This window comes from Catellatospora sp. NPDC049609, from assembly GCF_040675365.1.
Lineage (GTDB): Bacteria > Actinomycetota > Actinomycetes > Mycobacteriales > Micromonosporaceae > Catellatospora.
In genome coordinates, this window is record NZ_JBFAOU010000219.1 from 1 (window position 1) to 11725 (window position 11725).

Sequence of the window (11725 nt, forward strand, 5' to 3'; positions counted from 1 at the left end):
CCTGTTCATCACCACGCTGCGCCAAGACCCAAAAGCGGCTGCGCCGGCCTGACCCTCTACAAGGTCATCGGCGAGATCCAGCTACTCCTCGCCACCCGGACCGGCGCCTGCCCCACCTGCCGACGAAAGATCAGAACCGTCCGCCACAAACGCCGACCACCGACCTAACAAAGCACTACTAGTGCTCTGACCACAAACGTTGGCGGTGTTGGTTGGATGTGAGGCGACGTTGTTTGGTGGTTGACGGGGTGGAGTGGGCCGTGGGGTCTGATGATCGTCCGGAGGCGCGGTTGCGCGTCGAGAACTGCGGTGACGAGTTGATCGAGCTGGTGGTGGAGCCGTGGGCGCGTGATTACTGGCTGAAGCCCGGCCAGGGTGCATTGGTGACGACGGTCGGAATCGCGGGAGATGCGCCCATGGCCCGGGACGACAAGGCAGTACGAACCGTTCGAGGTTGATTACCGGCACGGCTCGGTAACGGTCCACGCCAATGGCGCCGACGTATACGTGATGGACCTTGACGGTCGTGAGACCGAGTGCGGATATCAGCAGCCGGGCGGCGAGTTCAGCTAATGCCCAGAACAGGGCGGCTTCAGACCTGCTGGATGTCGCGATTGGATGTAGCGCAACATCCGATCCGACAGCTGGAGGCAAGGTGGCCGAGCCTGTCCGTGTGCGCAGGTCGACCGACCAGGAAGGGCAGAAACTGCAGCAGATCGTGCGCCGGGGCAGTACCAGCTCGGTGCGCTACCGACGCGCGATGATGCTGCTGGCCTCCGCGGGCGGCAACCGGGTCCCGGTCATCGCCCAGCTCGTCCAGGCCGACGAGGACACCGTCCGTGACGTGATCCACCGGTTCAACGAGACGCACTCTCCCGACGCCGCCGGTGATGTGCCGGTGTTGATGGGATCAGCCGGCTACAGCATCGAGCCGCGCGGCACCACCCAGCGGGTCTGCAGCCCGGACACCGCGGCGATGTGCTCGAAGTCGGAGTCGTAGTGCAGGACGATCGCGCCGTGGTGCTCGGCGATGGCCGCGGTGAGGATGTCCGGGCACCCCGCTGCCCGGTGCCGGCTGCGGCGGGCGAGCATCGCCTGGATCTCGCGGGCGCGCTGCGCGATCTCCGGGGTCGGCGGCAGATCGACGAAGCCGACCGCGCGCAGCGACGCCGTCCGGGCGTACTCCGCCGGGCTGCGCGCCGAGTAGAGCACCTCCAGGTCGACGACGATGCAGGTCGCCAGCAGCCCGGCCTTGCCGAGCCGGGTCAGTTCGGCCCGGACCGGCTCGTGGTGGACCCGCGCGATGGCGCTCGTGTCGGCCAGGTATAGGCCGACCGGGATCGAGGTCAACGCCGAGCCGCCGCCCTCACCTCGGGGTCGGCCATGTCCGGGCTGCCCCACACCAGCGGATCGTCGAAGACCTCCGACCGGCGGCGCCGGTCGGCGACGAACGCCAGCGCGGCGTTCACCGTCTCGACCTTCGTCCTGGTGCCCAGCTCGCGCGCGGCCGCATCGAGCTTCTCATCGTCGATGTCGATTACTGTACGAGACATGATATCAAGTATGCCCGAGCCGATATCATCCGGCCAGCCTCTGGACCGAGCTCACGCATGAGGAAACCGTCGGCATACCGTCCGATGGCGCGGTGAGCCTGGAGGGGCTACTCCGCGCTCTCGGCACTCTCGCCGGCGTCGTTGTCCGCCGGGCCGGTGTAACCGATCGCGAGCAGGTGACTGTCGAGCACGCCGTAGAGCGCGTGGTCCTCCTTGGCGATGAGGTGCCGCTCCTTGCCGTCGGCGTACAGCGCGATGTAGTGGATCCGGCCCGTCTCGTTACGCATGCGCCATGCCCGGCGGATCACGGAATCCCGCAGTGTCGGCATCGCGGCCCTCATCCTCATCGTTTGGACATCCAGCGAGGTGCATGATTCCCGATCCGCCCGGCCGCACGGCGGTTCTATCGGACAGGTGACAGAAACAGGTCCGGGCCGGTGGCGGCACACCCGCCGCCACCGGCCCGGAGCGCTGATCAGACGCGGCTGATCCGGACCGCGTCGGCGATGACCAGGCCCACGCCGTTGGTCCACCGGCTGACGCCGACCTTGTTGGCGTCGCCCGCGGTGAGGTTGAAGGTGCCGAGCACGCGCCACTGCCCGCCGGTGATCCGCTGGTCGACGTTCACCGTCTGGTTGCCGCTGCTGGTCACGATGACGTACGGCGCGGAGCTGTTGTACCCGGGATCGGCCGGCCACCACGCCTCGACGCGGTAGTTGCCCGTCTCCGGGATGGCGAACTTGTACCAGGCGGCGTCGCTGGCCGCGACCGGGCTGGCGAACCGGTAGTTCTCCCCGAACCGCTGCCCCGAGTACGCCGACGAGCCCCAGTTGGTGCTGGCGCTGAACCGCCCGGCGGTGGTGTTGTCCACCGTGGACGTCCAGCCCGGCGTCGGGTTCATGGCCCGCGCCACGTCGGCCCGCATCACGTTCAGGTCGATGAAGGACGGGTCGATCTTGCCGGTGGTGCTGGTCTCGCGGTGGCCACGCACGTAGCTGGAGTCGCGGCCGAGGCGCTTCATCACCGCGGCGGTGGCCGCGATCGACGCGTTGTACTGCGCGGCGGTCATCTCCTGGTTCACGCCGTTGTAGTCGATCTCCCAGCCGATCAGCATGGTGTTGCCGTCACCGGCCGGGATCGGGCCGCTGGCGCGCGCCGAACCGGCGTGGTTGCAGCGCCCGGCGGAGATGACGTGGAAGACGCCGTGGTAGTCGACGAGCGCCTGGCACAGCGGGCCGGCCAGGTCGGACCGGCCGTTGATGCAGACGTTCAGCGCCGGGTGGGGGTTGCTGGCGCTGGAGGTCGCGGCGGTGTGGTGCCACAGCACACCGATCGGGTCGAAGGAGCCGGGGCGCATCCGGTTGCGCCAGTCGCCGTGCTCGACGACCTGGACGCCGGCCGAGCGGAGCACGTCGGCCAGCCAGGGGATGGTCGCCATCACGCCCCCCCGATGACGTCCGCGGCGCACTCCGGCTCGGGAGTGGACGCGGCGTGGGCGGGACGGGCCACCAGGGCGACGGCGGCGGCCACGAGAGCAGGCACGCCGAGCAGCCTTCGGCGGCGGGCACGCAGGGATCGGATTTTGGACACGGGGCTCCTCGGGGGTGCGGAGGGACACGCTCACGCAAGCCCTGGACCTGCGTATTCACCGCTGGATCGGGCGCGTGACGGCACCATATATCGGCACGTACGTCTATGTCGATAGGTTGCGACATGCCATATCCTTGCGAAGTTTTCCTTCACATGCTGTATCCGTGTCGGACACGTGCGCCATCGTCGCTGGACTCGCACGTCAACGGAGCGGGTTCGTCAGACGCCCTTGCGGACCCGTAGGAGCACCTGCCACGGCCACACGCCGAGCCGGGCACCGGCCCGGCTACCCGTCACCACCTCGACCAGCGGACACCCACGGTCGGTCACGCCGACGATCACGCCGACAGAGTCACGGTCGAGCCCGAGCGAGACGGGGTCGAGCGCGACCACATCCCCGACACCGGCCTCACCGCCGTCCGAGATAACCCAGAAGGTGGCACTCATGACGCGGCACCCGCACCGTTCGTGAGGTGATCGCGAATGATCCGCAGGACCCTGGTCGAAGCGTCCCGACCGATGGGCCGGGAGATGGCGTGAAAGTCGTACGCGACACGGTCGACGATGGTCATCTCCACGGTCGCCTCATCCGCCCACCGCGGCCGTTCCTCCGTACGAGTGACGTTCATTGATCCTCCCCGGTCAGGTGTCTACGTTTGCTCGGGACCCGAGGTGGTCGGCGGTGCGCGCGCGACCACCCCGAGTCACCCTCAGCGTCGCGGCTGGCACTGCGCGACTGAAGCCCTTGACCGGCTACGCCCGTCTACGAAGTGGACTGGAACGTGGGCAGCGAATTCGGCGCGATGATGAAAGCCCTGCGAGAAGGCAAGGGCCTCAGCCTTTATGCGCTGGCGAGGCGAATCACCTGGAGCAAGGCCGCGGTCGGGCATGCCGAAACAGGATTCCGTACACCCAGCACAGGACTCGCCCGCGCCCTGGACGAAGCGCTGGACGCGAACGGAGTGCTCATCGCGCTGGCCGCCGCGACGAGCACGGAACGACGTACCTTCGATGATGTGAAACGCCGTCAGCTGCTGAAGGCAATCGCCGCGAGCACTGCCGCCTCGGGCGCCTCCATGCGTGCCGTCACCCCCACCGGTCGTCTCGGTCAGGCGGATGTGGCCAGGGCGCTCGAACGCACGGCACAGCTGCGCCGATTGGACGACGTCCTCGGCGGAACCGACACCTACAGCCTCTATCTCGCGGAAGTCGAAAAGACCGAGACGGTACTCAACGAAGGCTCCTACCGCGACACCATCCGAAAGGCGTTGCTGTCCCTCCTCGCCGAGCAGGCCCAACTGGCCGGCTGGGCCGCCTTCGACGCGGGTTGGACCGACCGCTCGGCTCGGCTCTATACGAGGAGTCGGCAGGCCGCCATGGCCGCGGACGATCACGAACTGCTGGCCAACGCGCTGGCCCTCGATGCCTACCAGCGCGCGTTCAGCGGGCAGGTGGACGTCGACCTGGCCGACGCGTCGCGGGAAGCGCTGTCCCCCGCGGTGTCACCCCGAGTGCGAGCCCTGGTCCACGATCGGGCCGCGTGGTCGTACGCCCTCGCAGGACTGGCTGCGAAGTCCGAGGCAGCCCTCTCGTCAGCCGCACAGGCACTTGCGATGGCTCCGGCTCGTCCCGGTCCCGACTGGGCCGCATGGGTCGACACACAGGAGATCGACATCATGACGGGTCGTTGTTGGTCTGCTCTGGGCAGGCCGATCCGCGCCGTTCCTCCGCTGACCCGCGCACTCGACGCCTTCCCCGAGGAGTACGCGCGGGACAAGGCGCTGTACCTGCTGGCACTGGCGGAGGCATACCTGCACGGGCGCGAGGTGGAGATGGCAGCTGAGGTCATCCACCGTGCCCACGTGCTGGCCGCGGGGGTCGCGTCGACCAGGCCGAAATCGCGGCTGACGAAGACGCTCTTGATGGCTGCGCGGTACCGCGGGACGAACGCGTTGCGGGAACTGCGCGATCAGGTCGCCGACTCGTAGTCCGCCTCGACCGCCTCGCGTGCCCAGTCCACGCACGCGGCGGAGGCGGCGACCACGGGCACAGCCGTGATCTGAGGGTTCGACCACGGATGATTTTCAAGCAGGTGTGCCTCCAGCTCCGCATAGCCACCCTCGGTCGTGGTGAGCACGACCTGCCACTCTTCACCGGTGCCGTACTCGCCGAGGTGCCAGAAGACGGAGACGACAGGGCCGATGATCTGGGCTGACGCGGCCAGCCTTCGCCTGACCGCGTCACCCGCGAGTTCGATGGCGGCGTCGCGCTGCTCGGTGGCCGTGGTGACCTGGATCAGTCCTGTCATGACGCCAGCATAAGAGCGCATACCGCCACCTGCGCGTGCGCGCCCGGGCGGGCCGGAGTAGGGACCCGGCCCGCCCGGGTCCGCGTCAGACCGTGATCCGGCCCGCGCCCGCACCAGCGGACACGCTGGCCTTCACCGAGCTGGCGCTGTCCAGCGTGTACGAGTACGGGATGCTCGCCACGCTGCCCCCACCGCTCTCCGGGGTGCCGGAGCCGGTGAAGTAGTTGTTGCGCTGCACGATCGCGCCGTCGGCGGAGTCGGCGTACCCGACCAGGGTCGGCTCGTCGACGCTCTCGAAGTAGTTGCCCTCGACGAGCACGCCCGCGCCCATGGTCGAGGCGACGCCGTACTCGTTGCCGCGGTAGTAGTTGTTGTACACGTGCACGGGGTTGCCGAAGCGCACCCGCGGGTGCCGCGTGCCCGAGCCGTCGAACCAGTTGTGGTGGTAGGTCACCCGCAGGTGGCCCCGGTCCTGGCTGGCGTTGTCGTCGCTGTGGCCGAGCAGCATGGACTTGTCGTGGCCGTAGATCCGGTTCCAGGACACGGTCACGTAGTCCGAGCCGCGCTTGACGTCGACGGCTCCGTCGTACCCGTTGGTGAAGCTGTTGTGGTCGATCCAGACCCGGGTGGAGGTCTGCACGTTGACGGCGTCGTCGTCCCAGTCACGGAACGAGATGTTGCGGACGATGACGTTGCTGGCGCCGGAGATGTTCAGGCCGCAGCCCGCGATCGTCGCGCCGGAGTTGCCGAGGATGGTCTTGTTCGACCCGACGGTGATCATGCCGGAGCAGGAGATCGTGCCGGAGATCCGCACGACCCGGGCGGTGCTGCCGGAGACCGCGCTGGACAGGGCCGACGAGCTGTTCACCGTGGTGGCCGCGGCGCTGCCGCCGCCGGTGGTGCCGCCGCCCTGGGTGGCCCAGCCGACGAGGCCGGTCTGCGACCCGCCGCCACCGCCGCCGCCACCGCCGGAGCCGATCGGGATCAGCTGCCAGTGCTGGTTCCAGCCGTTGAGGTCGGCGAACTGGCTGATGATGCCGCCGTCCGCGGTGGACCACTCCCACACGTCGAGGGCCTTGCTGCTGTGCCGGTTGAGGAACTTGACGTATCCGCTGTCGGTGTCGCGCACCGCGAAGTGCTGGCGGGTGGTGCCGTTGTCGGGGTTCTGGACGAGCCCGGTGCCGTCGTTGGCGTTCGGCAGTTCGAGGAACTTGCCGCTGTGCCGCGAGCGCAGCTTGTAGTAGCCGCTGCCGGCGTCGACGAACTGCCACTGCTGCTGGTTGCCGTCGTTGCGGGCCCACTGCACGATCGGCGCGCCGTCGGCGGTGCTGAAGTTGTACAGGTCGACGGCCTTGCCGCTGTGCCGCGACACGATGACGTACCAGGCACCGGTGTCGATCGTGACGGCCTGGGCGGCGGGCGTGGCGACGACCGCGCCGACCGCCGCCAGCGCGAAGGTGAGCGCGGCGATGGCGGCGGTGCGCCAGCGCCAAAAGCGGCCGGCGGTGGTCCGTGGAGCGTGCTTTGACATCGGAATTCCTCCGAGGGTCGGACCGCGGGGGCATGGGCGTGCCTGGTCCGCGGTGGAAAACGAGCGGATGCGGAAAGCGCTTTCCAGTCGCAAAGGCTAGTCAGCACGTCGACCAGTGTCAATCGATCCGGCATGCCAGATGTGCGCGGTCACATCGGCATCCGACGATGTTCTTGCTCCACTTCGTATGCGGCGACTGGCGCGGCGGCTCTACCCTGCGCCCATGACCGACGCCTGGATCCTCATCCTCGGCACGCTTGCGGTCGTCGTGGCGCTCACCGTCACCGCCCTGGCGGCGGCGGCACGGCGGCGGCGGGCCGTGCCACTCAGCCCTGAGGCCGAGCGGCAGCTGCGGCTCGCCGCGGCGCGCCGCGCCACCGCCGAGCTGTCGGCCGAGGCGCGCCGGAGCCGGCGGGGCACCATCCGCGGCAAGGGCGCGAGCGGCGGCGGTGGCGACTACGGGTTCAGCGGCGACCACGCCGGAAGCAGCGACGGCGGCGGTTATTGAGGTGGTCGCCCCGAGGTGCTTTGGCCGCACCCGACATCCGGGATGATCGGCCGGGACGCGGGTAACATCCATGCGTCTGTCCAACGTGTGCAAGGAGGCCACGGTGGTGCACGAGGTCCGCGGAGTCGTCGCCCGCACGAAGAACGCGCCGGTGAGCATCGAGACGGTGCTGGTGCCCGACCCGGGGCCCGGTGAGGCGCTGGTCAAGGTCCAGGCCTGCGGGGTCTGCCACACCGACCTGCACTATCGCGAGGGCGGCATCAACGACGACTTCCCGTTCCTGCTGGGCCACGAGGCGGCAGGCGTCGTCGAGGCCGTCGGCGAGGGCGTGACCGAGGTCGCGCCCGGCGACTACGTGGTGCTCAACTGGCGTGCGGTCTGCGGGCGGTGCCGTGCCTGCCTGCGCGGCCGGCCGTGGTACTGCTTCGCCACGCACAACGCCAAGCAGAAGATGACGCTGGCCGACGGCACGCCGCTGTCGCCGGCCCTGGGCATCGGCGCGTTCATCGAGAAGACCCTGGTCGCGGCCGGGCAGTGCACCAAGGTGGACGCGCAGGCGCCGCCCGAGGTCGCCGGGCTGCTCGGCTGCGGGGTGATGGCGGGGCTGGGCGCGGTGCTCAACACCGGCAACGTGACCCGCGGCGACAGCGTCGCCGTGATCGGCTGCGGCGGCGTCGGCAACGCCGCGATCGCCGGGGCGCGGCTGGCCGGCGCGACCACGATCATCGGCGTGGACCTGGACGACCGCAAGCTCGACTGGGCGACGCAGCTCGGCGCCACGCACACCGTCGACGCCACGCAGGCCGACGTGGTCGAGGCGATCCGCGAGCTGACCGGCGGCTTCGGCGCGGACGTGGTGGTCGACGCGGTCGGCCGGCCGGAGACCTACCAGCAGGCCTTCTACGCCCGCGACCTGGCGGGCACGGTGGTGCTGGTCGGCGTGCCCACCCCGCAGATGCGCCTGGAGCTGCCGCTGCTCGACGTGTTCGGCCGCGGCGGCGCGCTCAAGTCCTCCTGGTACGGCGACTGCCTGCCCTCGCGCGACTTCCCCACCTTGATCGAGCTCTACCTGCAGGGCCGCCTGCCGCTGGAGGCGTTCGTGTCCGAGCGGATCGGGCTCGACGACATCGAGGAGGCGTTCGCGAAGATGGGCCGCGGCGAGGTGCTGCGCTCGGTGGTGATGCTGTGACCGGCGCGCGCATCGAACGGCTGGTCACCTCCGGCACGTTCCGCCTGGACGGCGGGGCGTGGGAGGTCGACAACAACGTCTGGCTCGTCGGCAACGACAGCGACGTGCTCGTCATCGACGCAGCCCACGACGCCGACGCGATCCTGGCGGCGGCCGGGGAGCGCCGCGTCGTGGCGATCGTGTGCACCCACGGCCACAACGACCACATCGACGCCGCACCCGAGCTGGCCCGGCGCACCGGTGCGCCGATCATGCTGCACCCGGCCGACCGGATGCTGTGGGACATGACCCACCCGGACCGGGCGCCCGACCGCGAGCTGGAGGACGGCGACTGCCTCACCGTGGCCGGCACCGAGCTGTGGATCAACCACACGCCGGGGCACTCGCCGGGCGCGGTCTGCCTGTACGCGCCGCAGCTGATGGCGCTGTTCTCCGGCGACACGCTGTTCCAGGGCGGGCCGGGCGCGACCGGGCGGTCCTTCAGCGACTTCGGCACGATCATCGGCTCGATCCGGGACCGGCTGCTCACCCTGCCGCCGCAGACGGTCGTGCACACCGGCCACGGCGACGACACCACGATCGGCGCCGAGGCACCGCACCTGGACGAGTGGCTCGCCCGCGGCCACTGAGCCCGGGCACACCGAAGCTCCGTTCCCGACCGCGGGAACGGAGCTTCGGTCCGGGGTCAGTACCCCCAGCGGCTCTTCAGCAGCCGCCAGAAGTCGCGCAGCATCCACCTGTCGAACTCGGTGATGCTGCCGGCACTGCCCGCCTTCATGAGGAAGCAGCACTGGCCGGTGGGCGTCCAGTCGTAGAAATCGTCGAGGCCGAACGTGTGCCCGACCTCGTGCAGGTAGATGTGGATGTTCTCGGCGTTGAGCGCGCCGGTGAAGTACTCGCTGCCCATCCGCTGGCCCCAGTCGCCGCCGGCTCCGCCGCCGAATCCCGAGGTGAGCCACAGCGACATGTCGTAGTGGTGCGACGCGCCGCCGGGGCAGCCGGAGTAGTTGCCGTCCTGGTGGAAGAAGCGGCCGCACGGCTCACTGCACTGCGGCGCGTTCTCCCGGATGTCGTTGACGTAGATGTCGACCGAGTTGTCGGTCCACTCCAGCGTGGCCCGGTCCCGCACGGCCCAGCCGACCACCTTGATCGGGACCTCGCTGTACGGCCAGCCGTTGTGCCCGGCCATCACGTCCATCCACTTCTTCCACTGCCGGGCCAGCGCGGCGTGGATCTGGTCGCGCAGCGCGGCCGAGACGCGGGCGCCGGAGTCCCAGCGCACGCAGTAGTTGATCCGCCCGCCCCCGGCCATGACCTGGTCCCAGCCGTAGTTGCGGAAGGTCAGCAGGTGCGGGTACGTCGACTGGTAGTGCGACCGGACCTCGTCGAGCGGTGTCACCAGGTTCGCCGGCGGGTTCCAGCCGCTGGTCGGCGGGCCCGACGGGGACGTCGAGGGCCGCGGTGACGCCGACGGCGACGATGACGGGCGCGGCGAGGCGGTCGGCGACGGCCGTGGCGAGGCCGAGGCGGAGGGTGAGGCCGACGGCCCGCCCGACGGCGAGGCCGTGCCGGTGCACGCGACGTTGTTGAGCGTGAACGCGGTCGGCACCGGGTTGCTGGCCGTCCACGCCCCCTTGAAGCCGATCGAGGTGGTGGCCGACGTGGCCAGGTTGCCGTTGTAGCTGAGGCTGGCGGCGGTGACCTGGCTGCCGCTCTGCGTGTACGTGGCGCTCCAGCCCTGGGTGACGGCCTGCCCGGCGGCGGGGTTCTCAACAGCCATCCGGTGAGTGGGCTCTGGTGTGCTCCGGTGTGCTTTGGTGGGTGTTGGCGTACTCGGCGAGGATGGCTTCTGGCTGTGGTCGGTGGGTGGGGCGCGTAGTGGCGATGTTGTCGTACCCGGCGTCTAGCCTGGGGGTCGTGTCCGGTGTGGCTGGTGGTGTGGTGGTGCAGGCGTACCGTTTCGCCCTGGACCCGACCCCGGCTCAGGACCGTGACCTGCACCGGCACGCCGGCTCCGCCCGGTTCGCGTTCAACTGGGCCCTGGCGGCGGTGCGCGCCAACCTCGACCAGCGCACCGCCGAGCGGACCTACGGCCTGGACGGCCCGCAGTTGACCCCCGCGCTGGGGTGGACCCTGCCGGCGCTGCGCCGGGCGTGGAACGCCGCCAAACCCCAGGCCGCACCGTGGTGGGCGCAATGCTCGAAAGAGGCCTACAACACCGGCCTCGACGGCCTGGCCCGGGCGCTGGGCAACTGGTCGGCGTCGCGCACCGGCCGCCGCGCCGGACCCAGGGTCGGGTTCCCCAGGTTCCGGTCCCGCCGCAGGGCGGTGCCGTCGGTGCGGTTCACCACCGGCACGATCCGGGTCGAGGACACCCGCCACCACGTCACCCTGCCCCGGCTGGGCCGGATCCGGACCCACGAGTCGACCCGCAAACTCGCCCGGCGCCTGCACGCGGGCACCGCCCGGATCCTGTCGGCCACCGTCCGGCACACCGGCGGGCGCTGGCACGTGTCGTTCACCGTCCAGGTCACCCGCACCACCCACACCCCGACGTATCCGCAGGCCACCGTCGGCGTGGACGTCGGCATCAGCAACCTCGCCGTGTTGTCGACCGGGCAGGTCGTGCCCAACCCCCGCCACCTGACCCACGCATCCGCGAGGCTGCGCAGCGCCGCCCGGACCCTGTCCAGGCGGCAAGGGCCTGACCGGCGCACCGGACAGCGGCCCTCCCGCCGCTGGCAGCAGGCCAGGACCCGGTTGGCCAAAGCACACGCCCGGGTCGCGAACCTGCGCGCCGACGGCCTGCACAAACTGACCACGTCCCTCGCCGCGACCTACGGCACGATCGTGGTCGAGGACCTCAACGTCGCCGGGATGATCCGAAATCGGCGTCTGGCCCGGCACATCGCCGACGCCGGCTGGGCCACCCTGCGCCGGCACCTCGCGTATAACGATCTTGTGCGCAATAGTTGAGGTCGCGTGATGGGCTGCTCCGGGGCGTTTCACCAGGTGATGGTGCGGTCGGAGACCAGGGCGGCGACGG

The 11725-nt window shown here is 70.0% G+C and carries 15 protein-coding genes; 7 read left to right on the top strand and 8 right to left on the bottom strand.

Going from position 1 to position 11725, the window contains the following annotated elements:
• Positions 1-260 precede the first annotated feature (260 nt).
• Positions 261-458 (top strand): hypothetical protein, encoded by a 198-nt coding sequence (locus AB0J67_RS35400; RefSeq protein ID WP_363489171.1) that lies wholly within the window; start codon positions 261-263, stop codon positions 456-458.
• Between the two features lie 197 nt (positions 459-655).
• Positions 656-1000 carry a helix-turn-helix domain-containing protein gene (locus AB0J67_RS35405; protein ID WP_363489173.1) on the top strand — a complete coding sequence of 115 codons (345 nt, stop codon included), beginning with the start codon at positions 656-658 and terminating at the stop codon, positions 998-1000.
• Here AB0J67_RS35405 and AB0J67_RS35410 read toward each other — a convergent pair.
• From AB0J67_RS35410 to AB0J67_RS35430, 5 genes are all read right to left on the bottom strand, one after another.
• Positions 919-1350 carry a PIN domain nuclease gene (locus AB0J67_RS35410; RefSeq protein WP_363489175.1) on the bottom strand — a complete coding sequence of 144 codons (432 nt, stop codon included), beginning with the start codon at positions 1348-1350 and terminating at the stop codon, positions 919-921. The genes AB0J67_RS35405 and AB0J67_RS35410 overlap by 82 nt on opposite strands.
• A complete protein-coding gene (locus tag AB0J67_RS35415) occupies positions 1347-1553 on the bottom strand; it encodes a type II toxin-antitoxin system VapB family antitoxin (RefSeq protein WP_363489177.1) in 207 nt (68 codons plus the stop codon). The genes AB0J67_RS35410 and AB0J67_RS35415 overlap by 4 nt, the downstream gene beginning before the upstream one ends.
• Positions 1554-1660: 107 nt before the next feature.
• Complete coding sequence (locus AB0J67_RS35420; RefSeq protein WP_363489179.1) at positions 1661-1840, bottom strand: hypothetical protein; 180 nt, start codon at positions 1838-1840, stop codon at positions 1661-1663.
• Between the two features lie 188 nt (positions 1841-2028).
• Positions 2029-2991 carry an N-acetylmuramoyl-L-alanine amidase gene (locus AB0J67_RS35425; protein ID WP_363489180.1) on the bottom strand — a complete coding sequence of 321 codons (963 nt, stop codon included), beginning with the start codon at positions 2989-2991 and terminating at the stop codon, positions 2029-2031.
• Between the two features lie 371 nt (positions 2992-3362).
• On the bottom strand, positions 3363-3590 hold the full coding sequence (locus AB0J67_RS35430; protein WP_363489182.1) for a hypothetical protein: 228 nt from the start codon (positions 3588-3590) through the stop codon (positions 3363-3365).
• A 323-nt stretch (positions 3591-3913) separates the two neighbouring features.
• Between AB0J67_RS35430 and AB0J67_RS35435 the strand changes: the two genes are divergently transcribed.
• Positions 3914-5131, top strand: coding sequence for a helix-turn-helix transcriptional regulator (locus AB0J67_RS35435; protein WP_363489184.1), 1218 nt, complete (start codon positions 3914-3916; stop codon positions 5129-5131).
• Here the strand turns inward: AB0J67_RS35435 and cutA are convergent.
• Together cutA and AB0J67_RS35445 are read right to left on the bottom strand one after the other, a co-directional pair.
• The gene (gene cutA, locus AB0J67_RS35440) at positions 5113-5451 is read right to left on the bottom strand and encodes a divalent cation tolerance protein CutA (RefSeq protein WP_363489186.1); all 339 of its coding nucleotides are present in this window, start codon (positions 5449-5451) and stop codon (positions 5113-5115) included. The genes AB0J67_RS35435 and cutA overlap by 19 nt on opposite strands.
• Positions 5452-5536: 85 nt before the next feature.
• Positions 5537-6982 carry an RICIN domain-containing protein gene (locus tag AB0J67_RS35445; protein ID WP_363489188.1) on the bottom strand — a complete coding sequence of 482 codons (1446 nt, stop codon included), beginning with the start codon at positions 6980-6982 and terminating at the stop codon, positions 5537-5539.
• Between the two features lie 223 nt (positions 6983-7205).
• Between AB0J67_RS35445 and AB0J67_RS35450 the strand changes: the two genes are divergently transcribed.
• The 3 genes from AB0J67_RS35450 to AB0J67_RS35460 all read left to right on the top strand — a co-directional run bounded on the left by AB0J67_RS35450 (position 7206) and on the right by AB0J67_RS35460 (position 9308).
• Positions 7206-7490, top strand: coding sequence for a hypothetical protein (locus tag AB0J67_RS35450; protein WP_363489190.1), 285 nt, complete (start codon positions 7206-7208; stop codon positions 7488-7490).
• Positions 7491-7593: 103 nt separating this feature from the next.
• Positions 7594-8679: an S-(hydroxymethyl)mycothiol dehydrogenase gene (locus AB0J67_RS35455; RefSeq protein WP_363489198.1), complete on the top strand. Its 1086-nt coding sequence runs from the start codon at positions 7594-7596 to the stop codon at positions 8677-8679.
• A complete protein-coding gene (locus AB0J67_RS35460; RefSeq protein ID WP_363489192.1) occupies positions 8676-9308 on the top strand; it encodes an MBL fold metallo-hydrolase in 633 nt (210 codons plus the stop codon). The genes AB0J67_RS35455 and AB0J67_RS35460 overlap by 4 nt, the downstream gene beginning before the upstream one ends.
• A gap of 56 nt (positions 9309-9364) precedes the next feature.
• Here the strand turns inward: AB0J67_RS35460 and AB0J67_RS35465 are convergent, their stop codons facing one another.
• Positions 9365-10459, bottom strand: coding sequence for a cellulose binding domain-containing protein (locus AB0J67_RS35465; protein ID WP_363489194.1), 1095 nt, complete (start codon positions 10457-10459; stop codon positions 9365-9367).
• A 137-nt stretch (positions 10460-10596) separates the two neighbouring features.
• Here AB0J67_RS35465 and tnpB point away from each other — a divergent pair, with 137 nt between their 5' ends.
• Entirely contained in the window at positions 10597-11655 is a 1059-nt protein-coding gene (gene tnpB / locus AB0J67_RS35470; protein ID WP_363489196.1) for an IS607 family element RNA-guided endonuclease TnpB, read from the top strand.
• Positions 11656-11725: the final 70 nt, after the last annotated feature.